The 21,089-nt window shown below is 73.6% G+C and carries 20 protein-coding genes; 12 read left to right on the top strand and 8 right to left on the bottom strand.

The window, feature by feature from the left end; all coding sequences use genetic code 11:
- Positions 1-49 precede the first annotated feature (49 nt).
- Together QQZ14_RS09335 and QQZ14_RS09330 are read left to right on the top strand one after the other, a co-directional pair.
- A complete protein-coding gene (locus QQZ14_RS09335; RefSeq protein WP_284533986.1) occupies positions 50-1,078 on the top strand; it encodes an Acg family FMN-binding oxidoreductase in 1,029 nt (342 codons plus the stop codon).
- Between the two features lie 90 nt (positions 1,079-1,168).
- Entirely contained in the window at positions 1,169-2,062 is an 894-nt protein-coding gene (locus QQZ14_RS09330; RefSeq protein WP_284533985.1) for a universal stress protein, read from the top strand.
- Between the two features lie 8 nt (positions 2,063-2,070).
- Here the strand turns inward: QQZ14_RS09330 and QQZ14_RS09325 are convergent, their stop codons facing one another.
- Entirely contained in the window at positions 2,071-2,985 is a 915-nt protein-coding gene (locus QQZ14_RS09325) for a universal stress protein (RefSeq protein ID WP_284533984.1), read from the bottom strand.
- A gap of 153 nt (positions 2,986-3,138) precedes the next feature.
- Between QQZ14_RS09325 and ppdK the strand changes: the two genes are divergently transcribed.
- The 5 genes from ppdK to QQZ14_RS09300 all read left to right on the top strand — a co-directional run bounded on the left by ppdK (position 3,139) and on the right by QQZ14_RS09300 (position 9,132).
- Positions 3,139-5,832, top strand: coding sequence for a pyruvate, phosphate dikinase (gene ppdK / locus QQZ14_RS09320; protein ID WP_284533983.1), 2,694 nt, complete (start codon positions 3,139-3,141; stop codon positions 5,830-5,832).
- Between the two features lie 56 nt (positions 5,833-5,888).
- Positions 5,889-6,560 carry a hypothetical protein gene (locus QQZ14_RS09315; protein ID WP_284533982.1) on the top strand — a complete coding sequence of 224 codons (672 nt, stop codon included), beginning with the start codon at positions 5,889-5,891 and terminating at the stop codon, positions 6,558-6,560.
- A gap of 210 nt (positions 6,561-6,770) precedes the next feature.
- The gene (locus QQZ14_RS09310; protein WP_284533981.1) at positions 6,771-7,505 is read left to right on the top strand and encodes a hypothetical protein; all 735 of its coding nucleotides are present in this window, start codon (positions 6,771-6,773) and stop codon (positions 7,503-7,505) included.
- Between the two features lie 110 nt (positions 7,506-7,615).
- Positions 7,616-8,521, top strand: coding sequence for a universal stress protein (locus tag QQZ14_RS09305; RefSeq protein ID WP_284533980.1), 906 nt, complete (start codon positions 7,616-7,618; stop codon positions 8,519-8,521).
- A gap of 8 nt (positions 8,522-8,529) precedes the next feature.
- Positions 8,530-9,132 (top strand): class I SAM-dependent methyltransferase, encoded by a 603-nt coding sequence (locus QQZ14_RS09300; protein ID WP_284533979.1) that lies wholly within the window; start codon positions 8,530-8,532, stop codon positions 9,130-9,132.
- 116 nt (positions 9,133-9,248) lie between these two features.
- Here QQZ14_RS09300 and QQZ14_RS09295 read toward each other — a convergent pair whose 3' ends face one another.
- Entirely contained in the window at positions 9,249-9,488 is a 240-nt protein-coding gene (locus tag QQZ14_RS09295) for a hypothetical protein (protein WP_284533978.1), read from the bottom strand.
- An 84-nt stretch (positions 9,489-9,572) separates the two neighbouring features.
- Complete coding sequence (gene mca, locus QQZ14_RS09290; RefSeq protein ID WP_446740485.1) at positions 9,573-10,502, bottom strand: mycothiol conjugate amidase Mca; 930 nt, start codon at positions 10,500-10,502, stop codon at positions 9,573-9,575.
- A gap of 41 nt (positions 10,503-10,543) precedes the next feature.
- Between mca and QQZ14_RS09285 the strand changes: the two genes are divergently transcribed.
- Positions 10,544-10,942, top strand: a complete 399-nt coding sequence (locus tag QQZ14_RS09285) for a DUF4307 domain-containing protein (protein WP_284533977.1) — start codon at positions 10,544-10,546, stop codon at positions 10,940-10,942.
- Positions 10,943-11,147: 205 nt separating this feature from the next.
- Positions 11,148-11,651 (top strand): transcription elongation factor GreA, encoded by a 504-nt coding sequence (gene greA, locus QQZ14_RS09280; protein WP_284533976.1) that lies wholly within the window; start codon positions 11,148-11,150, stop codon positions 11,649-11,651.
- A 55-nt stretch (positions 11,652-11,706) separates the two neighbouring features.
- Here greA and ilvA read toward each other — a convergent pair whose 3' ends face one another.
- Genes ilvA through QQZ14_RS09260 form a run of 4 tightly spaced genes read right to left on the bottom strand, consistent with a single transcriptional unit; the run spans position 11,707 to position 16,798 of the window.
- Entirely contained in the window at positions 11,707-12,921 is a 1,215-nt protein-coding gene (ilvA, locus tag QQZ14_RS09275) for a threonine ammonia-lyase (protein ID WP_284533975.1), read from the bottom strand.
- Positions 12,914-14,278 (bottom strand): AI-2E family transporter, encoded by a 1,365-nt coding sequence (locus tag QQZ14_RS09270; RefSeq protein WP_284533974.1) that lies wholly within the window; start codon positions 14,276-14,278, stop codon positions 12,914-12,916. The genes ilvA and QQZ14_RS09270 overlap by 8 nt, the downstream gene beginning before the upstream one ends.
- Positions 14,275-15,642: a glutamate mutase L gene (locus tag QQZ14_RS09265; RefSeq protein WP_284533973.1), complete on the bottom strand. Its 1,368-nt coding sequence runs from the start codon at positions 15,640-15,642 to the stop codon at positions 14,275-14,277. The genes QQZ14_RS09270 and QQZ14_RS09265 overlap by 4 nt, the downstream gene beginning before the upstream one ends.
- The gene (locus tag QQZ14_RS09260; RefSeq protein WP_284533972.1) at positions 15,635-16,798 is read right to left on the bottom strand and encodes a cystathionine gamma-synthase; all 1,164 of its coding nucleotides are present in this window, start codon (positions 16,796-16,798) and stop codon (positions 15,635-15,637) included. Before QQZ14_RS09260 ends, QQZ14_RS09265 begins: the two co-directional genes overlap by 8 nt.
- A 271-nt stretch (positions 16,799-17,069) precedes the next feature.
- On the opposite strand from QQZ14_RS09260, the gene msrA reads away from it, so the two are divergent.
- The 3 genes from msrA (at position 17,070) to QQZ14_RS09245 (ending at position 18,634) form a co-directional block, all read left to right on the top strand.
- Positions 17,070-17,720, top strand: coding sequence for a peptide-methionine (S)-S-oxide reductase MsrA (gene msrA / locus QQZ14_RS09255; RefSeq protein ID WP_284533971.1), 651 nt, complete (start codon positions 17,070-17,072; stop codon positions 17,718-17,720).
- A gap of 28 nt (positions 17,721-17,748) precedes the next feature.
- Positions 17,749-18,135, top strand: a complete 387-nt coding sequence (locus QQZ14_RS09250; RefSeq protein ID WP_284533970.1) for a VOC family protein — start codon at positions 17,749-17,751, stop codon at positions 18,133-18,135.
- Between the two features lie 139 nt (positions 18,136-18,274).
- Positions 18,275-18,634, top strand: a complete 360-nt coding sequence (locus tag QQZ14_RS09245; protein WP_284533969.1) for a YciI family protein — start codon at positions 18,275-18,277, stop codon at positions 18,632-18,634.
- A gap of 21 nt (positions 18,635-18,655) precedes the next feature.
- Here QQZ14_RS09245 and QQZ14_RS09240 read toward each other — a convergent pair whose 3' ends face one another.
- Entirely contained in the window at positions 18,656-21,082 is a 2,427-nt protein-coding gene (locus QQZ14_RS09240; protein WP_284533968.1) for an ABC transporter permease, read from the bottom strand.
- Positions 21,083-21,089 lie beyond the last annotated feature (7 nt).

Genomic DNA, 21,089 nt, shown 5'->3' with positions numbered 1-21,089 from the left:
GCCCTGGGCGCCCCGCATCGTGGACCGATCGATCGGAGGGGGTGCCCGCATGTCCAGAACCAGGGAGGCCGACGTGGCGTCAGGTGCGACGGGCTTCGCACGCCCGGACACCGCTCCCGGCCGCCGGGTCGTGGAGTACGCACTGCGCGCGCCCAGCGTCCACAACACCCAGCCGTGGCTGTGGCGGGTGCGTGCGGACCGGGTCGAGCTGCACGCCGATCGCGGCCGCCAGCTCACCGTCGCCGACCCGTCCGGCCGCAACCTCGCCATCAGCTGCGGTGCGGCCCTGCACCAGGCCGGGCTCGCCGCGCAGGCGCTCGGCTGGCCGGCCGAGGTGACGCGGATGCCCGACCCCGGCAACCCCGACCACCTGGCGACGTTGCAGCTGCGCAGCGGGGCCCGGCCCCCGCACGCCGTCGAGGACCTCCAGGCGCTCCAGGAGCGGCGTACGGACCGCCGGCGCTTCACCTCCTGGCCGATCCCGCCCGAGCGGCTGGCCCGCCTGGCCGCGTCGGTCGACGTCGACCACGTCAGCGTGGTGCCGGTGACCGCGGCGCCCGACCGGGTCCGCGTCGAGCTGCTGGTGAGCCGGGCGACGACCATCGAGAAGGCCGACCGCCGGTTCGCCTCCGAGCAGCGGTCGTGGCTCGACCACAGCGACGTCGACGGGATCCCCAGCGAGCTGCTGCCCGAGCCCGGGGCGCGCACCCCGAGCCGGGTCTCCCGGTTCGTGGAGGAGGCGCCCGAGGAGGACGCGCGCGGCTCGATCGAGAACTCCGACGGGCTGCTGATCATCGGCACCGAGACCGACGGCCCGGAGGCATGGTTGCGCGCCGGCGAGGCGCTCAGCCAGCTGTGGCTGCACGCGATGAACGACGGGCTGTCGGTCGTGCCGCTCAGCCAGGTGATCGAGGTCGACGAGACCCGCGCGTCGCTCCACCACGAGGTCCTCGGCGGGCTGCTGCACCCGCAGCTGCTGGTGCGGACCGGGTGGCAGGAGATCTCCCGCAGCTCGCTCCCCCGGACCCCGCGCCGGCCACTCGACGAGGTCCTGCTGCCGGGAGCGCGCAGGCATTGAGCGGCAGGTCGCCGGGCCCGGGCCCTAGGTCCCGAGCCGCGGAGCCCTCCGGCCGTGGCCGGTGGTGACCGGTCAGCCGATGGTGAAGGCATGACCACCAGCGTGCCCGCCGGGTCCATCGTCGTCGGTGTCGACGGCTCCGCGTCCGCGTCCCACGCCGTCGCCTGGGCCGCCGCGCAGGCGGCCGCCGAACGCCGTCCGCTCGTGCTCGTGCACGCCGGCGGCACGCCCGCACCCGCCGGGACGGGGTGGATGGAGGCGGCCGGTGTCGACCGCCGCCGTGTGTGCCTGCTGCTCAAGGAGGACGCCCGCGCACTGCTGTCCGAGGCGGCGGAGCCGATCCGGGGGGCACACCCCGACGTCGAGATCCACGAGGTCGTGCGGCTCGGCGACCCCCGCGAGACCCTGCTCGAGGCGTCCGCGGAGGCAGGGCTGCTCGTGGTCGGCACCCGCGGTCTCGGTCCGCTGCGCCACCTCCTGCTCGGCTCGGTCAGCACCGCGATGGTCAAGCACGCCACGTGCCCGGTGGTCGTGGTGCGTCCCGAGGCCGGCACCCGTGGCGGCGGCGTCCTGGCGGGAGTCGCGGGCGAGCCCGCCGACGCCGCGGTGCTCGAGCTGGCCTTCCGCCTCGCCGACACCCGGCAGCTGCCGCTGCGGGTCTTCCACTGCTTCTGGGACGCGGTCAAGATCGCCGAGGGCGCCCGCGACGTCGCGCCCGACGAGCCCGGGCTGGAGGACGAGTGGCGGGTGCTCGCCGAGGCGATCCGCCCGCACGCCGAGGCGCACCCCGGCGTCGAGGTGCACCCCCAGCTGACCCGCGGCATGGTCGACGAGCGGCTGCTCCGCGCGTCCCACGACGCCTCGCTGGTCGTGCTCGGCCACCGGCGCAAGCCGTTCCTCAACGAGCTCGTCTACGGCTCGGTCGCCCCGGTCGTGGTCGAGCGGGCCGCGTGCACCGTCGCGGTCGTGCCGCTGGTCGGCTGACCGGCAGGTCAGGCGGGCTGCGGGTCGAGGTGGATCGCGCGGCGGATCCCGCTGGGCCGGCGCGGGGTGGTCAGCAGCACCGGGCAGGCGGCCGCGGCGAGCACCGACCGGGCGATCGGGCCCAGGTGGGAGTCGCGCGGCAGCACCGGGTCGTGGCGGCCCAGCACCAGCAGGCAGGCGTGCCGGGAGGCGTCGATCAGCACTTCGCCGGGCCGGCTCTTGCGGACGTGCAGCTCGACCGGGACGTCGGGGTACTCCGCCCGCAGGTCCGGCAGCACCTCGTCGATGCCGGCGCGCAGCCGCTCGGGCCAGGTGGGGTCCCGCTCGAACGCGGCGGGGTCGTGCACGTAGGCGGTGGGGTCCCACCAGCTGCTCACCACGGTCAGCAGGGCCTTGCGGTCGCCGGCGGCCTGGAAGGCCTCGTGCAGGACGGGCACGCTCTGCTGAGGATGGTCGACCCCGACCACCACGTGCGCGGGCGCCTCGCCGGCGTCCCAGTCGTCGGGGACCGAGACCACCGGCACGTGCACCCGGGCCGCGACGCCGCCGGTGACCGTCCGCACGTAGGGATGGGTGAGTCGCGACCGCGCGCAGCGGCCCACCACGACCAGGGGCGCGTCGTGCGCTGAGGCGTAGACCGCGGCGACCGCAGGGACCTGGGACAGCGACGAGGTCACCGGCACCAAGCCGCCGACGACGGCGACCGCGTGGCGTACGGCGGCGCTGAGCACCTCGCCCGCCTCCTCCTCGAGGAGGGCCAGGTCGACGCCGATGACGGACGACACGGCGGGCCCGACATCGAGGCCGTGCACGAGATGGAGGCCGCGGTGCTGGCGCAGCGCCTCGGTGGCCGCGAAGTCGATCGCCGCGAGCGAGCCCTTGCTGCCGACCGCCACGACGATCGGCGCGGGAGTGGTGTGCATCGGGTCTCCGATCTCTCGCCTCCACCGTCGGGCACCCTCGGGACCCGGTCCTAGGGACCAATGGCCCGGTGCCGCAGGACACCCGTCACGTCCGTTATGGCCCAGGACCTTCGCCCCTCGCTTTACCTTGGCGCGCAGGTCCACCCTCGGTCCATGACAACGTTCGTCTTCGACTTCGCAGAGGGAAACAAGGAACTCAAGGACCTGCTGGGTGGCAAGGGCGCCAACCTGGCCGAGATGACCAACCTCGGTCTGCCCGTTCCCCCCGGGTTCACGATCTCGACGGAGGCCTGCCGGGCCTTCCTCGTCGAGGGCAAGGAACCAGACCAGCTGGCGACCGAGATCGCCGAGCATCTGCGAGCTCTCGAGGACAAGATGGGCCGGCGGCTCGGTGACCCCACCGACCCGCTGCTCGTCTCGGTCCGCTCCGGCGCCAAGTTCTCGATGCCCGGCATGATGGAGACCGTGCTCGACGTCGGGCTCAACGACGAGTCCGTCGTGGGCCTGGCCAACCAGAGCGGGGACGAGCGGTTCGCCGCCGACTCCTACCGCCGGCTGCTGCAGATGTTCGGCGGCACCGTGCTCGGCATCGAGCACGACGCGTTCGCCGACCGGCTCGACGCGCTCAAGAAGCGCCGCGGGGTCATCGCCGACACCGAGCTCGGCGTGGAGGACCTCCGCGAGCTGATCGCCGAGTACAAGGTCGTCATCCGCGAGCACACCGGAGAGGACTTCCCGCAGGAGCCGGCCGAGCAGCTGCGCCTGTGCGTCCTCGCCGTCTTCAAGTCCTGGAACACCCCGCGCGCGGCGCTCTACCGCCGCCAGGAGCGGATCGCCGACGACCTCGGCACCGCCGTCAACATCCAGGCGATGGTGTTCGGCAACCGCGGCGCCACCTCCGGCTCCGGCGTCGCCTTCACCCGTGACCCCGCCAGCGGCGCCCCGGGCGTGTACGGCGACTACCTGACCAACGCGCAGGGCGAGGACGTCGTCGCCGGCATCCGCAACACGGTCCCGCTCGCGGACCTCGAGCAGATCGACCCCCCGTCGTACCGCCAGCTGATGGACATCATGGCCAAGCTCGAGAAGCACTACCGCGACATGTGCGACATCGAGTTCACCATCGAGGAGGGCAAGCTCTGGATGCTGCAGACGCGCGTCGGCAAGCGCACCCCGGAGGCCGCGGTGCGGATCGCCGTGCACATGGCCGAGGAGCTCCTCATCGACCGGGACGAGGCGATGCTGCGGGTGACCGGTCACCAGCTCGCTGCCCTGATGTTCCCGCGGTTCGCGCCTGACCCCGAGCGGCGCTCGGTCGCCACCGGCATGAACGCGTCCCCGGGCGCGGCCGTCGGTCGGGTCGTCCTCGACTCCGCAACGGCCGTCGAGTGGGCGGGCCGGGGCGAGAAGGTGATCCTGGTCCGCAAGGAGACCAACCCCGACGACCTGCACGGCATGGTCGTCTCCCAGGGCATCCTCACCAGCCGAGGCGGCAAGACCTCCCACGCCGCCGTCGTCGCGCGCGGCATGGGCCGCACCTGCGTGTGCGGCGCCGAGGCGCTGGACGTCGACCCGGAGAACCGCAGGTTCATCGTCCGCAACGGCCCCGTCGTCAACGAGGGCGACGTGATCTCGATCGACGGCAGCACCGGCGAGGTGTTCCTCGGCGAGGTGCCGGTCAGCGACTCCGCCGTCGTGCGCAAGCTCGAGGGCGAGGACGTCGACGACCCGGTCGCGCACGCCGTCGCGCGGCTGCTGATGCACGCCGACGAGGTACGCCGCCTCGACGTGCGGGCGAACGCGGACACCCCTGAGGACGCCCAGCGGTCGCGCCGGTTCGGCGCCTCCGGCATCGGCCTGTGCCGCACCGAGCACATGTTCCTGGGCGACCGGCGCGAGCTGGTCGAGCACCTGATCGTCGCCGAGGACGAGGCCGGCCAGGCCGCTGCTCTCGACAAGCTCCTGCCGCTCCAGCGCCAGGACTTCACCGAGATCTTCGAGGCGATGGACGGCCTGCCGGTCACGATCCGGCTGATCGACCCGCCGCTGCACGAGTTCCTGCCCGACCTCACCGAGCTCGCGGTCCACGTCGCGCTCGCGGACGAGCGGCACATCGAGGACGAGCACGACCGCAAGCTCCTCCAGGCCGTGAAGCGCCTGCACGAGCAGAACCCGATGCTCGGCCTGCGCGGCGTACGGCTCGGCATCACGATCCCCGGCCTGTTCCTGATGCAGGCCCGGGCGATCGCTGAGGCCGCGGCGGCGCGGGTGCTCGCGGGCGGGGACCCGCGGCCCGAGATCATGGTGCCGCTGGTGTCGACCGAGCGTGAGCTCGCCCTCGTGCGCGCCCAGCTCGAGGAGGTCGTCGCGGCGGTGCTGGACGAGCAGGGTGTCGAGCTGCACATCCCGATCGGCACGATGATCGAGATCCCGCGCGCCGCGGTGACGGCGGACAAGATCGCCCACTGGGCGGACTTCTTCTCCTTCGGCACCAACGACCTGACCCAGATGACGTGGGGCTTCTCGCGCGACGACGTGGAGTCGGAGTTCTTCGCGGCCTACCTGGAGAAGGGCGTCTTCACCGCCTCGCCGTTCGAGTCCATCGACGTCGAGGGCGTCGGCGCGCTGGTGCGGACGGCGGCAGAGCTGGGCCGCAAGGCCAAGCCGGGCCTCCACCTCGGTGTGTGCGGGGAGCACGGGGGCGACCCCGAGTCGATCCACTTCTTCGACTCGGTCGGCCTCGACTACGTGTCCTGCTCGCCGTTCCGGGTGCCGGTCGCGCGCTGGGAGGCCGCCCGCTCGGTGCTCGCCGCGCGGGCGTCGGGACCCGGGTCCGACGTGAGGTGACCAAGACGTGACTTAGTGCTCTGATCGTCCGCGCCGGGACCGGGTGGAATGAGGCCGTGCTCACCTCCCGGCCCGGCGCGGGCGCGCGAACGCCGTACCCCGCGTGGGTGCTGGCGTGCGCGCTCGCTGAAGCCGTCGGCATGACCGCGGCCGCCGGTGCGGCCCGGTTGGCCGACGGTTTCGGTGTCGTGGCCGGGTTGAGCGTCGTGGTCGCCGGCGGCCTGGTCGAGGGCACCGCCCTGGGCTGGGCGCAGTCGCACGTGCTGGCACGCGTGGCCCCGGCCCTGGTCCGGGGCCGCTACCTGGCCGCGACCGTCCTGGTCGCCGGCCTGGGCTGGGCGGCCGCGTCGGCCCCCGCGGCCGTCGGGGACGGTTCCGACGGCAGCCAGCCGCCCCTCGCGCTCGTCCTGCTCGGCGCCGCCGGGCTCGGGCTCGTGATGGGCCCGGTGCTCGGTGCCGCCCAGGCGGCGGCGCTCCGCGGTGCGGTGGCCGACCCGTGGCGGTGGGTCACGGCGAACACAGCGGCCTGGCCGGTGGCCATGGTCGTGATCTTCCTCGGCGCCACCACGCCGGAGGCGTCCTGGCCGGTCTGGTCGGTCCTGGTCCTCGGGACCGTGACAGGGGGCGTCGCCGGTGGCCTGTTGGGCGTGGTGTCGGGGTGGTTCCTCCCGTTGCTGGCCGGGGCGACGGGAGGGAACCGGAGCGGACGGCACTGGCGCACCGCCTGACGCGCCGGCCGACCGGGTCAGCGGCTCGTGGTCGGCGGGGTGCGTTCCGGAGCGCCGGTGCCGTCTGACCGGTGCGCCGCGCACCGGCGCCCGGCTCCGAGGCCAAGTCCTCTGGCGCGCTGGGACCTTCTGCCCTGCTCCGTCCCGCTCCACCTGAGCACGCTGGAGGACGAGGGAGCACCTGTTCGCCCGCGAAGGTCGTGTCCACGTATGACCGTGTCCGTCCCCCCGTCGGTCCCGCCGCCGGTCCCGGAGATCCACGTCGCCCCGCGCCGCCCCTGGGGAGCCGGTCGGGTGGTGGCCGCGGTCACCGCGGCGATCCTCCTGATGCTCGGGGTGGGCATGGTGGTCGGCGGCGGCGCGCTGCGGCTGGCCGACGCCACGCTGCGCAACGACGACGGGTTCGTGATGGGCAGCACCCACGCCTGGCAGTCGCCCGGCTACGCAGTGCAGTCCGAGAGCGCCGAGATCCACACCGACTCCACCTCGTTCGACCTGCCCGCCCGGTTCCTCGGCACGATGACCGCGACCGCCGACCCGGCCACCCCGAACGGCGTGTTCCTCGGAGTCGCGCGCACCGCCGACGTCGAGCGCTACCTCGCCGACGTGGCGCACTCGACCGTCCTCGACCCGTTCTCCGAGGACGGCGGGCCGACGCTCACGTTCGTGGACGGCGGCTCGCCGGACGTGCCGCCCACGGAGGCGGCGTTCTGGGCCAGCTCGGCCAGCGGCCGCGGCCCGCAGTCGATCACCTGGGAGCCCGAGGACGGCCACTGGACGCTGGTCGTGATGAACGGCGAGGGCACCACCCCGGTCTCCGCGGACGTGGCGGTCGGTGCCGAGGTGCCGGTCCTCGACACGGTCGGCGCGGTGCTGCTGGTCGTGGGCCTGGTGATCGTCGGGGGGAGCGGCATCGGGCTGTGGCTGGTGGTCCGCCAGCGCTGAGCGCCGGGCTCCGCGGGCACGACCGCGGGCAAGGGACCTCCGGCCCTGCCGGTTCCGAGGCATCCTGGGGGAGTCTCGAGAGAGCACGGCCACACTCGGAGGAGGCCACGATGAGACCAACCCTGAGCTCAGACCCGATCGTCGTCAGCGTCCCGCGGGGCGATCTCGACGCGGCGCTCCGCTTCGCCGCGTCCGAGGCCGCGATCCATCACTGCCCGGTCCGGCTCGTGCACGCCTACGAGCCGGGGCCTTCGTTGTCGGGTCCCCCGGTGACCCAGGCCGGTGCCGCCGGGCTGCTCCAGGACGCGGTGCGGCATGCCGAGCAGATGCTCGGTCCCGACGTCGAGGTGACCGGCATGCTCGTGCGCGGGCCGTGCGTGGAGAGCGTGCTCGACGCGAGTGCCGAGGCCCGCGTGGTCGTCCTGCAGCGCCGCGACCTGCTGCACCTGATCCGCGCGCTGACCCGCTCACTGGACGGCGCCGCCGTACGCCGCGCGCCGATCCCCCTGGTCTGCGTGCCGCCCGGGTGGGACGCCCCCGACCCCGACGATCGCCCGATCACCGTGGGCGTCGACGCCCCGGAGCACAGCACGGACCTGCTGCGCGCCAGCGTCGCGCTCGCCCACGAGCGCGGCGCGCCGCTGCGGGTGCTGCACACCTGGTCGTTCCCCAAGCCCTACGACGACACGGTGCTGCTCCGCGTCGGGCGCGAGTGGGAGGCCTGGGCCCGCGAGGACATCGAGAACGTGCTGCGTCCGCTCCACCCGGGGCTCGGGGTGTCGGTCGACATCGACGTGCGCCACGGCCCGCCGCTGCCCGCGCTGCTCGAGGCCGCGGCCACCTCGCGGCTCATCGTGCTCGGCCGGCACGGCATCCACCGGGCGCTCGGGTCGCGGCTCGGACCGGTGACCCGGGCGGTGCTGCACGACGCACCGTGCCCCGTGGTGCTGCTGCCCACCGCGGCCCACGCCGTCGACCCGGCAGCGGCCGAGCTGGCCAGCGCCGGGCGTGCTTGAATCGGATCGTGGACGCCGAGGACTGGGACGAGCGGTACGCCGCCAGCGAGCTGGTGTGGTCGGCCGAGCCCAACGAGTTCGTCGCCGCCGAGCTCTCGGACCTCGCCCCGGGCCGGGCTCTCGACCTGGCCGCGGGCGAGGGGCGCAATGCGATCTGGCTGGCCCGGCGCGGCTGGCAGGTGACCGCCGCGGACTTCTCCCAGGTGGCGCTCGACAAGGGCCGCCGGCTGGCCGGGGACACCCCCGTCCGCTGGGTCTGCGCGGACGCCACCACCTGGCACGAGCCCGCGGCGTACGACCTCGTGCTGCTCGCCTATCTCCAGCTGCCCGCGGCGCAGCGCCGCGCGGCCGTGCGGGCGGCGTACGACTCGCTGGTCGTCGGCGGCACGCTGCTGCTGGTCGCCCATGACTCGAGCAACCTCACCGAGGGCACCGGTGGGCCTCAGGACCCCGCGGTGCTGATGACCCCCGAGGACGTGCTGGGCGACCTCGCCGGCCGGGCGTACGACGTGCAGCACGCCGAGCGGGTCCCCCGGATCGTCGGCGACGGGCACGGCGAGGAGCCGGCGCGCACCGCCTGGGACTGCCTGGTGCGGGTGGTGCGGCGCTAGCCTCTGCCCCGCTGTACGCCGTGTTACCCGCTGTTCCCGCCGGCGTCGCAGCCTGGTGGGAAGGTGGGGTGAACGGGCGTGACAGCCGGCGGCCGCGGCGCTGACCGAGCCCCGGGCTAGGCCTGGTGCCGAGGCGGGGTGGCGTCGCTCGGGTCGTAGACGCCGGCGTCCTTGGCCGCCTGGGCCTTGCGCAGCTGCTTGACCAGGCTGAACCCGAGGAACGCCACCGCGAGGATCAGCCCGATGAAGATCGCGAACGCGAGCCACCCGGCCTTCACGTCGTCGTCCTTGGGCACCTGGTCGGCGAACGAGACCACGTACGTCAGCAGGTCCGGGGCCAGGGTGAGCAGCTGCATGGGTCCGATCCTCTCAGACGCTGGTTCGGGTGGGGCTCACGTGGGGCCTCAGGTGGGGCCTCAGGTGGGGCCTCAGGTGGGGCCTCAGGTGGGGTCGGTGATGCCGGCGAACAGGTCGTCCTCCGGGGTCGGGGAGTCGACATGGCTGACCACGAGCTCGAAGTCCTCGGTGGGCCAGACCTTCTGCTGGATCTCGTGCGGCACCGCGAACCAGAAGCCGTCGGGGTCGATCTGGGTCGCATGGGCGAGCAGCGCCTGGTCGCGCACCCCGAAGTAGTCGGCGCACGGCACCCGGGTGGTGATCCGTGCGTCCCACTCCGGCTCCGGCACCCACTCCTTGAGGCGCTCGGCGTACGGCGACTCCAGGCCGTGCTCGAGCATCGCCTCGTGGATCGCGGTCATCCGCGGCCGGTTGAACGAGTGGTGGTAGTACAGCTTGAGCACCTGCCAGGGCTCGCCCAGCTCGGGGAAGCGCTCCGGGTCGGCGGCGGCCTCGAACGCCGCCACGCTGACCTCGTGGCACTTCACGTGGTCGGGGTGCGGGTAGCCGCCGCGCTCGTCGTACGTCGTCATCACGTGCGGGCGGAACTGCCGGATGAGCCGCACCAGCGGGACGATGGCCTCCTCCAGCGGCACCAGCGCGAAGCAGCCCTCCGGCAGCGGCGGCTTGGGGTCGCCCTCGGGCCAGCCGGAGTCGACGAAGCCCAGCCAGTCCTGCCGGATGCCGAGGATGTCGCGGGCCCGCTCCATCTCCTGGCGCCGGATCTCGGAGATGTTCGCCAGGATGTCGGGCCGCTCCATCTTGGGGTTGAGGATCGAGCCGCGCTCCCCGCCCGTGCAGGTGGCGACGTGGACGTCGACCCCCTGGGCGACGTACATCGCGGTGCTCGCGGCGCCCTTGGACGACTCGTCGTCAGGGTGGGCGTGCACGTGCATCAGGCGGAGGCCTGCGCGGGACCGGCCGGACGGCTGCTCGGGCTGGTGGCCGGCATGGTGGGTGGGGTGCTGCGTCACCCGGCAATCCTAGGCGCGAGGTGGGGTGGGACGATGCGGGCGTGACGACGACCGACCTCGCCGACCGGTACGGCGCTCCCGCGCCGTGGCGGCGCAAGGCGCTGCTGGTCGCCAGCGTGGCGCTGGCCGCGGCGTTCCTCGGCTGGCTGGGCTGGACGGTCTGGGCCCAGTCGACCCCCGAGGTCGAGTCCGCGATGATCGGCTACGACCTGGTCGGCGAGCACGAGGCGACCGCGACGGTGCACATCGACCTCGCCGACGACGACGTCGAGGCCACCTGCCTGCTGCGGGCCTACGCCAAGGACCACTCGGTGGTCGGGGAGCTCTCGTTCACCCCGACCGGCAGCGGCCGCACCGAGCAGACCGTGCGCACCGAGCGCCGGGCCACGTCGGTGGAGCTGATCGGCTGCACGGCCCCGGGCCAGAACCGGCCCCGCTGACCCCGCGCCGGCCCCGGCTCGGGGCCGTCCGACCTGCGCTCTCGTGGGTCAGTTGTTACAGTGGAAGTTCTGACCGTCCCGCAGGGCCGTCCAGGGAGAGGCCCCGCGCGTACTCGCACACCTCCGTCCCCTGGCGTCCGGGTGGGGCGCCACCGACGAACCGGCGGTCACACCGTCGTACCTCGAAGCAAAGCAGGAGTACCCGATGACACAGGCAGCACAGCCGGGCACCGTGTGGCTGACCCAGGACGCCTTCGACAAGCTCCAGGCGGAGCTGGAGAGCCTCAAGGGCCCCGTCCGCCAGGAGATCGTCGCGCGCATCAGCGCCGCTCGCGACGAGGGCGACCTCAAGGAGAACGGCGCCTACCACGCCGCCCGCGAGGAGCAGGGCAAGCTCGAGGGCCGCATCCGCCAGCTCGAGGACGTGCTGCGTCGCGCCGAGGTCGGCGAGACGCCGCCCAACGACGGTGTCGTCGAGCCCGGCATGGTCGTGACCTACAAGTTCGTGGGCGACGCCGACGACGAGGTCGAGACGTTCCTGCTCGGCGCGCGTGAGATCGAGCCCGAGGGGCTCACCGTCTACTCCCCGCAGTCCCCGCTGGGCGCGGCCATCAACGGCCACCAGAAGGGCGACACGGTCGCCTACGAGGCGCCCAACGGCAAGGAGCTCCAGGTCGTGATCGTGGACGCGGTCCCCTACGAGGGCTGAGCGTCTCCCACGTCGACCCGCCCGAGACTCTCGGGCGGGTCAACGTGGTTCCGGGCTACTCGGCCACGCGGTAGCCGCGCTCGCGCAGGCGCGCCAGCACCTGGGCGGTGTGCGGCTCGCCGCGGGTCTCCAGCTGCAGGTGCACCTCGACCTCGTCGAGGTTCAGCGTCGGAGAGATCCTCTCGTGCGCGACCTCGAGCACGTTGGCGCCGGCCGCGGAGATGTCCGTGAGCAGCTGGGCGAGGCCGCCGGGCAGGTCGGGGATGCAGACGTGCAGGTTGACGTAGCGCCCGGCGGCGGCCATGCCGTGCCGGATCACCTTGCCGAGCAGCAGCGGGTCGATGTTGCCGCCGGAGAGCACCGCCACCGCGGGGGTCCCGATCGACTCGGGGTACTCCATCACGGCGGCGACCGCGGCCGCGCCGGCGGGCTCGACCAGCATCTTCGCGCGCTCGAGCACGGCGAGCACCGCGCGGGACAGCGCGTTCTCCGACACCGTGACGATCTCGTCGACGTGGTCGCGGACCGCGTCGAAGGTGACCTGCCCGGGCAGGCCCACGGCGATGCCGTCGGCCATGGTCTTCATCGAGGTCAGCGCGACCGGGTGGCCCTCGGCGAGCGAGGCGGGGTACGCCGCGGCACCGGCCGCCTGGACTCCGATCACCCGGACGTCCGGGCGCAGCGCCTTGACGGCGATCGCCACCCCGGCGAGCAGCCCGCCGCCGCCGGTCGGGACGAGCACGGTCTGCAGCTCGGGCGACTGCTCGAGGATCTCCAGGCCGGCGGTGCCCTGGCCGGCGACGATGTCGACGTGGTCGAAGGGGTGGATGAGGACCGCCCCGGTGCGCTCGGCGAACTCCCGCGCGGCCCCCATCGCGTCCTCGAGGTAGCGGCCGTGGAACAGCACGTCCGCGCCGTACCCGCGGGTGGCCTTCTCCTTGGGGATCGGCGCCCCCTCGGGCATGAACACGGTGGCCTTGATGCCGAGCAGCTGGGCGGCCAGCGCCACGCCCTGCGCGTGGTTGCCCGCGGACGCCGCCACCACGCCGCGGGCGCGCTCCTCGGCCGAGAGCCGGGAGATCCGGACGTAGGCGCCGCGGGGCTTGAACGAGCCGGTGCGCTGGAGGTTCTCGCACTTGAGCGAGACCGGGCCGCCCGCGACCGCGGAGAGCCAGCGGGACTCCTCCATCGGCGTCCGGATCGCGACCCCGGCCAGCACCCGGCGGGCCTCCTCGATGTCGGCCAGGCCGACGGCCGGTGCGTCACTCACCGCGATCACCCTCCTCGGGGGCGTCCACGGACGCCCCCATCTCCTCGTAGTCCTCCTCGAGCTCCTCCACCGGATCGTCGCCGGGGTCGGTGCTGACCGCCAGGTGCTGCACGACCGCGTTGAGGGCGGCGGCCAGCGGTACGGCGACCAGCGCGCCGGCGATCCCGGCGACCAGCACGCCGCAGCCGATCGCGACGATCACGCCCAGCGGGTGCAGCGACACCCACCGGCCCATGAGGAACGGCTGCAGGATGTGGCCCTCGATCTGCTGCACCAGGATCACGCCGCCGAGCATGAACAGCGCGGTGATCGGGCCCTGGTCGACGAGCGCGACCAGGATCGCGACGGTGCCCGCGACGGTCGCGCCGACCATCGGCACGAACGAGCCGAGGAACACCAGCACGCCGATCGCGAGCACGAACGGCACGCCGAGGATCGCGGCCACGATCATGATCCCGGCGGCGTCGACCGCCGCGACGATCACGGTGGCGCGGACGAACTGGGTCAGCGAGATCCAGGCGACCCGGCCGGAGCTGTCGACGTGCTGGCGGGCCGCGCGGGGCGCGAGCCGTACGAGCCAGGCCCAGATCCGCTCGCCGTCGGCGAGGAAGAAGTACGTCGAGAACAGCACGATGAAGAAGCCCGCGACGATGTGGCCGACCGCTGTCCCGACCTCCGTCACGCTGCCGAGGTCGAACCCCTTGCCCTTGTTCTCGAGGCTGTCCTGGGCGCGCTGGATGTAGTCGTTGATCTGCGAGTCGCTCGCGTGCAGCGGTCCGTCGCGCAGCCAGTCCTTGATCTCGCCGAGGCCGGCCGCGGACTGGTCGGCGAGGTCCTGGGCGCCGTTGGCGACCTGCTGGCCCGCGAAGGTGAGCATGGCGACCACGAACGCGATGCCGGCCACCACGACGAGCAGCGCGGCCAGGCCCCGCGGGAGCCCGCGCGACAGCCCGTCGACCACGGGCACGACGAGCGCGGAGATCAGCAGCGCGACCACCAGCGGGATCGTGACCACCGCGAAGAACGCGACCAGCCACAGCAGCACGTAGCCGGCCGCGGCGATCACCAGGAACCGCCACCCCCAGGCGGCGGCCAGGTCCAGGCCCCACGGCACCTGCGCACGGCTGAAGTTCGAGGTGCCGGCGGTGACCGGCGCCGGCTGGGCGCGCCGCTCGTCGCGCATCGCGGCCCACTGGTTGGCCAGCCGGGAGGCGATACCGTCCTCGACGTCGGCGGGGCGCTGTCGCAGATGGATCGTGGGCAGCCGGCGCCGCCCCTGGGGGCGCGACGCGGGGGCGTCCGCACCCGGACCCGCGCCCGCGCCCTCGCCGCCCTGGTCGTCAGCCTCGTTGCTCACGGCGACAGGCTACGGCCCGGCAGCGCCGGCGAGGGTCCGGCGAGCGTCGTGGCGAGGCGGTACGCCGCTTCCGGGTGCTCGTCGGCCAGCAGCCCGACCGCCGCGAGGACGTAGTCGGTGTCGACCACCACGCGGGGCGCCCGGGGCAGCTGCCAGCCGCCCTCGACCTCCCCGGTGCTCCCGGCGAGCACCCGCTGGGCCACCCCCGGCCGGCCGTGCCGCAGCACCCCGCCGGACCCGACCAGCAGGCCGGCCCGGCGCAGGTCCTTGCCGGTGCGCTCAACGACGCGCCCCTCCGGGCTCACCACGACCTTCGACCGACCGGCGTGTCGGCGCAGCGCCAGCCCCACCGCGGCCCGGGCGATCGCCTCGTCGGCGTCCCGCTCGGCGTCGGTCCCGGGCAGGAACCCCGGGTCGTCGTGGCGCCGCTGCGCCGCCGCGGCGAGCTCGGGCAGGTCGGCCACGGTGGTCAGCGCCGACCAGCGCATGCCGAGGTCGCCCTCGACGGTGCGGGCGACCCGGGTGGTGGCGACCACCTCGCGGCCCACCGAGTCGGGATCGAGCTCGACGACCGAGTGCACGTCGGTGGTGGCACCGCCGACGTCGACCACCACCACGTCGCCGACGCTCCGGGCGAGCACCTCGACGCCGGTGAGCACCACGTCGGGGGTGGCGCCGCGGACCATCGCGGCGAAGTCCGTGCGCCGGCTCAGGTGCTTGCCGCCGATCACGTGGGCCAGGAACATCTCGCGGACGGCGGCGCGCGCCGACTCGGGTGCCAGCTCGCCGATGCGGGGCACGACGTTGGCGGCCAGCACGTGCGGCACGTCGCCCAGCATCGCGCTGACCTCCGCCTGTGCCTCCACGTTGCCAGCGACGACGACCGGACCCCGCCAGCTGCCGGCGACCAGCCCGCGTGCCGCACTCAGGAGCACCTCGCTGTTGCCGCCGTCGGTGCCGCCGGTCAGCAGCACCACGTCCGGCCGGGTCGGGTGCCCCCCGCCCCCCCCCGCCGCGTCCTCAGGCACACGACCCGCGGCCGCGACCACCGAGACCACCTTGCCGCCGCTGGAGAGCGCGACCCGGCGCCCGGCCTCGGCGGTGACCAGCTCCTCGTTGCCCACGACGGCGATCCGCAGCCCGCCGCCGGCACTGGAGCAGGCCAGCACCGGGGCGTCGCCGGCCCGCGGGTCCTCGGCGACCAGGGCGGCCAGGCAGACGTCGTACCCGTCGAGGACGTCGGTGTCGATGGTCGTCGGGTGCGACGCCGCGGCGACGACTCGGCCCGCGGCGAGGTCGACCAGCGTCGCCTTCGTGAATGTGGACCCGAAGTCCACGCACACCGCGACGCCGGGCTCAGTCAAGGGCGCGCTCGAGGTCCGCGACCAGGTCGTCGGCGGTCTCGATGCCGACGCTGATCCGGACCAGGTCGGCGGGCACCTCGAGGTCGGTGCCGGCCACGCTCGCGTGGGTCATCCGGCCCGGGTGCTCGATCAGCGACTCGACGCCGCCCAGCGACTCGCCCAGCGTGAAGACCTCGGTGCGCTCACAGACCTGCAGTGCGTGCTGCTCGCCGCCGGTGACCCGGAAGGACACCATGCCGCCGAACCGGCGCATCTGCCGCTGCGCGACCTCGTGCCCGGGGTGGGTCTCGAGACCGGGGTAGATCACGTCACCGACCTTCGGGTGGCTGGTGAGGAAGTCGACCACGCGCTCGGCGTTGTCGCAGTGCCGCTCCATGCGGAGCGCGAGCGTCTTGAGACCGCGCAGGGTCAGCCACGCGTCGAACGGCCCGGCCACCGCGCCCATGGCGTTCTGGTGGAACGCGATCCGCTCCGCGAGGTCGAGGTCGCGCGCGACGAGCGCGCCACCGACGACGTCGGAGTGCCCGCCGCAGTACTTCGTGGTCGAGTGCACGACGACGTCGGCACCGAGGGTCAGCGGCTGCTGGAGGTACGGCGAGGCGAAGGTGTTGTCGACGACGAGCAGCGCGCCCGCGTGGTGGGCGACGGCGGCGAGCGCCTCGATGTCGCCGATGTTCAGCAGCGGGTTGGTGGGGGTCTCGACCCAGACCAGCTTGGTCTCTCCCGGCCGGATCGCCGCGGCGACCGCCTCGGGGTCGGACACCGGCGCCGGGCTGTGCGCCAGACCCCACGCCTGCTCGACCTTGTCGAAGAGCCGGAACGTGCCGCCGTACGCGTCGTCGGGGATCACCACGTGGTCGCCGGGCCGGCACAGCGCCCGCACCAGGGTGTCCTCGGCGGCGAGACCGGAGGCGAACGCGAACCCGCGCTCCCCCTCCTCCAGCGCCGCGATGTTGGCCTCGAGGGCGGTGCGGGTCGGGTTGGCGGAGCGGCTGTACTCGTAGCCGCCGCGCAGGCCGCCGACACCGTCCTGCTTGTAGGTGCTGGTCGCGTAGATGGGCGGGATCACCGCGCCGGTCGTCGGGTCGGGCTCGTACCCCGCGTGGATCGCACGCGTCTCGAAGCCTGCCTTGTGGAGGTGCTCCTGGCTGGTCATGCGGTCGAGGCTAGCGCTGCCGGCCGCCGGTCCTCGTTGGCGGTGGTTTCGAGGCTCAGGCCTGGCGGCCTTCGCACCTCAACCACCGTGCGACCGGTGGTTGAGGTGCGAGCGAAGCGAGCCGTCACGGTGGTTGAGGTGCGAGCGAAGCGAGCCGTCACGGTGGTTGAGGTGCGAGCGAAGCGAGCCTCGAAACCACCGGTGCGGGAACGCCACGGTCACCACCGGTGTTGGAGACTGTGCAACGTCCCTCCGACCCGTAGGAGTGCCCGTGTTCCTCACCCGCAAGGCCCAGCTGGTCGCCCCCGAGCAGACCCTGCCGGGCCGCAGCGAGCGCACCTTCCCGATCTCCGGGCGGCACCGCGTTCTGGATGCGCCCGTCGTGACCGACGAGGTCCCCGAGGGCCTCGAGGTCGCGGTCTTCGGCCTGGGCTGCTTCTGGGGCGCCGAGGAGATCTACTGGCAGGTGCCGGGTGTCTGGTCGACCTCGGTCGGGTACGCCGGCGGCACCACCCCGAACCCCTCCTACGAGGAGGTCTGCTCCGGCGCGACCAACCACACCGAGGCCGTGCGGATCGTGTTCGACCCCAGCAAGGTGTCGTACGCCGACCTGGTGAAGACGTTCTTCGAGGTGCACGACCCGACCCAGGGCTTCCGCCAGGGCAACGACATCGGCACGCAGTATCGCTCCGCGATCTACTACACGAGCCCCGAGCAGGAGAAGGTCGCCCGCGAGCTGACCGCGGTCTACGGCGCGGAGCTCGAGCGGCGCCGGCTCGGCCAGATCACCACCGAGATCCGGCCGGCGAGCGAGACGACGTACTACTACGCCGAGGACCAGCACCAGCAGTACCTCGCGAAGAACCCGAACGGCTACCGCTGCCACGCCAACACCGGCGTGAAGTTCCCAGCCACTGCCTGATTCCGCAGCGCGCCGCTAGCCTGACCCGGTGATCTCCTCGGGTCTGGTCAACGTGTTCACGCACGACATGCAGGCGGCGCTGGGCTTCTACCAAGGCGTCCTGGCGCTGCCCGAGACGTTCCGGACGCCGCAGGACGGTGTGCCCGAGCACGTCGAGATGTCGGCGGGCGGGTTCGTCCTCGCGATCAGCAGCGCCGAGGCCGCACAGCGCGTGTTCGGACTGACCCCCGAGGTCGGGCGGCCCGCGATGTCCCTGGTGTTCTGGGTCGACGACGTCGACGCGACCTTCGGTGCGGTCACCGCGGCCGGTGCGCCCTCGGTGGCGGCGCCGCACGACACCGGGAACGACAACCGCAATGCCGTCGTCCGAGACCCGGACGGCACCCTCGTCGAGCTGGTCGCGAAGCGGTCGTGAGCGCCGACCGCGGACGGTCGGCTGCCGTGTCTCGGCGACCGCCGCGAAGCTCGCTGCCCCGAGGGTGTCGTACCGGCCACTCACCGTTCGTAGCGTAGGTGGCGGCGGACACCGGGTCCGCCCGAGCAAGGGAGCAGACGTGGCCGAGTACCTCATGTTCTTCAACCAGCAGTGGGTCGGCGACCACCCCGAGGAGTGGTTCGTCGACCGCGGGCCGCGCGCCATGGCCGTCGTCCACGAGATGGAGGAGGCCGGGGTGCACGTGTTCTCCGGCGGGCTGGTGGAGGAGGTCGAGGAGGCCTTCAGCGCCGACCCGACCAGCGGCACCACGATCGTCACCGACGGGCCGTTCGCCGAGACCAAGGAGTGGCTGGGCGGGTTCGCGGTAGTCGACGTCGGCACCGAGGACGAGGCCAGGATGTGGGCCGCCAAGATCGCGGAGGCGTGCGGCTGGCCCCACGAGGTACGCCGGTTCAAGCCGAGGCCCGACGCCTCCTGACCCGTCCGCGGCGGCGCCGGCTCACTCCATGACGCGCAGCGCGGACGGGATGTCGGTACGCCGCATCCGGCGCAGCGTGAACAGCGGGGCCAGGCCGACGGTGGCGATCCCGAGCAGGAGCGCGCCCACCACCGTGGTCGCCGACAGCGAGGCGGTCACGCCGACCTCGGGCAGCACGTCGGAGATCGTGGTCGCGGACATCCAGCGCAGCACGAGGTAGCCGCCGCCGATGCCGCCGAGGGTGCCGAGCGCGCCGACGATCACGGTCTCCACCGCGGTCATCCCGAGCACGGTGCGCACGGGCAGCCCGAACGCGAGCATCGTGGCGTGCTCCCGCGAGCGCTCGTCGACCGCGATGCTGGTGGTGTTGAAGGCGATCAGGAGCGCCAGCAGCAGCGTGATCAGCGCGGCGACGTTGAGGATCCCCACGAACTCGTCCAGCGTCGTGCGCATGCCGTCGATCGCGGCCTGCGGCGTCTGGGCGGACGCCACGTGCGGCACCTCGAGGAGCGCGCGGCGCACGTCGTCCGCGCTGCGTCCCTCGGCCGGCGTCACGCTCATCACGTTCGCCGTGCCCGCAAGCCCGAGCGCGTCGGCCGCGGCCGGGTCGAGGTAGGCGAACACCCGCATCGGGTTCGGGTGCAGGCCGGCCACGACCATCGTCGTCCGGACGGTGCGCAGCCCGGTGGCCGTCGCCTGCGGGTGCTCGACGGTCACGGCGTCGCCGACGCCGACGCCCAGGTCGGCGGCCGCCTCCTCGGCCAGCAGCAGTCCGCCGTCGGGCTGCCCGTCCACCAGGGTCGGCTGCCAGCGGGCTCCGGCCGGCAGGACGTCGACCAGCAGGTCGACGCCCTCACCGTCGGGGTCGGCGACCGCCGGGATCCGCAGGCCCGCCTCGAGGCTGCCGACCTCGGGGAGCTGCTCGACGGTCCGCACCACGTCGCCGTCGAGCGGCTGGAAGGTGTCCAGGGCGACGCTGACCCGGTCCGGTGCGGTGTGCAGCATCTCGGCCTCGGCCCGGTCGAGCGTGGCGCCGAACGTGTCGAGCAGCCCGACCGTGGTCACCAGCGTGGTGATCGCCGAGGCGATGCCGAACGCCGTGAGCAGGGTACGGCGGGGGGTGCGGAGCACGTTGCGGACCGGGATCTGCCGGTAGCCGCGACCGGGCACCCGCAGCCTGCTCAGCAGTGGTGCCAGGCCGCTCCCCCGGGCGGCGAGGTGGCCGACCCGGATCGCCTCGACCGGCTGAACCAGCAGCGCCCGCCACACCGGCCAGGCGATCGCCACGAACGGGAGCAGCAGGCCGAGGACGGCAGCCTGGGCGAACACGTCCGCCTGCAGGGGCGTGCGCCAGATCGGCAGCGGGATCATCCCGACGAACACGTCGCGCAGCGGGATCGACACCGCCCACCCGACGCCGAGCCCCAGCAGGACGCCGAGCACCGCGATCTGGGCACCGAAGAGCAACGGCCGGACGGCGAGCCTCCACGTCGGCACGCCGAGCGCCATGCCGATGCCGATCTCGCGGCGCTGCGCCTCCACGACGCGGGTGGTGAGGTTCATCGACGCGAACGCCGCGCCCACGAGGACCAGCAGCGCGACGATCCTCCAGAGCTGCTCGTCGCCGTCGATGTCGTCGTACAGGACCCGGTAGGCGTCGATGTCGTCGCGGGTGGTCAGGTCCGCCGCGAGCGGCGGCTGCGCGATCTCGAGCGCCCGGGACAGCTCCGCGGCGACCCGGGCACGGTCCGCCCCCGGACGTAGCGTGAGCACGAGGTCGTTGACCTGCCCGTCCGCGCCGGCCGCCCGCTGCACCGTGTGCAGGGACGCGAAGAGCACGCCGTACCCCTTCTGCGTCAGGAACGGGAGGCCGCCCTGGCCGCCGGTGACGATGAAGTACTCCGGTGACTGCCCGCGCCCCACGACCTCGAGCCGCGCGCCGCCCGAGACGGTCAGCTCGCTGCCGACGGTGAGGTGGTTCTTGTCCGCGAACGACTCGTCGGCGACCACCGCGCCGGCGCCGTCGTCGGCCGCGCCGAGCGCCCGACCCCGGGTGACGTGGACCCCGTCCACGGCGGCACCCGGGAGGGTGTCCGTGCCGACCAGCTCGCCGGTCACCAGCAGGTCGCCGGGCCCCGCGATCTGCGTCGGTACGACGAGCCGCTCGCGCGCCGCCGCCACGTCGCCGGCGTGCTCGAGGCTCGCCACGACCGCCGCCAGCCGCCCCTCCTCGGTGGTGCTGCCGCTGGGCAGCGCCACCCGCAGGTCGTGGGTGTTGAGCAGCGCGAAGCTCGCGTCGTTGGACTGCGTGCGCCACGCCGAGGTGCTGAGCAGGCCGGCGTACGTGCCGGTGCCGAGCGCGATCACCAGCGCGATCGCGGTCACGACCGGCCAGCGCCGGCGCAGGTCGCGCCACGACCAGCGGAGCCAGAGCCCGGTCTGCGCCATGGTCGAC

Origin of the sequence: Nocardioides sp. T2.26MG-1 (assembly GCF_950101795.1) — a bacterium.
Classification (GTDB): Bacteria; Actinomycetota; Actinomycetes; order Propionibacteriales; family Nocardioidaceae; genus Nocardioides.
This window is presented reverse-complemented; position numbering and strand designations above follow the sequence as displayed.

Coding starts and splice junctions, on each gene's coding strand:
- QQZ14_RS09325 (WP_284533984.1), bottom strand. CDS start 2,985: ATGCACACCACTCCCGCGCCGATCGTCGTGGCGGTCGGCAGCAAGGGC.
- QQZ14_RS09295 (WP_284533978.1), bottom strand. CDS start 9,488: ATGCAGCTGCTCACCCTGGCCCCGGACCTGCTGACGTACGTGGTCTCG.
- QQZ14_RS09260 (WP_284533972.1), bottom strand. CDS start 16,798: ATGACCAGCCAGGAGCACCTCCACAAGGCAGGCTTCGAGACGCGTGCG.
- QQZ14_RS09310 (WP_284533981.1), top strand. CDS start 6,771: ATGACCGTGTCCGTCCCCCCGTCGGTCCCGCCGCCGGTCCCGGAGATC.
- ppdK (WP_284533983.1), top strand. CDS start 3,139: ATGACAACGTTCGTCTTCGACTTCGCAGAGGGAAACAAGGAACTCAAG.
- greA (WP_284533976.1), top strand. CDS start 11,148: ATGACACAGGCAGCACAGCCGGGCACCGTGTGGCTGACCCAGGACGCC.
- QQZ14_RS09240 (WP_284533968.1), bottom strand. CDS start 21,082: ATGGCGCAGACCGGGCTCTGGCTCCGCTGGTCGTGGCGCGACCTGCGC.
- QQZ14_RS09335 (WP_284533986.1), top strand. CDS start 50: ATGTCCAGAACCAGGGAGGCCGACGTGGCGTCAGGTGCGACGGGCTTC.
- QQZ14_RS09330 (WP_284533985.1), top strand. CDS start 1,169: ATGACCACCAGCGTGCCCGCCGGGTCCATCGTCGTCGGTGTCGACGGC.
- QQZ14_RS09305 (WP_284533980.1), top strand. CDS start 7,616: ATGAGACCAACCCTGAGCTCAGACCCGATCGTCGTCAGCGTCCCGCGG.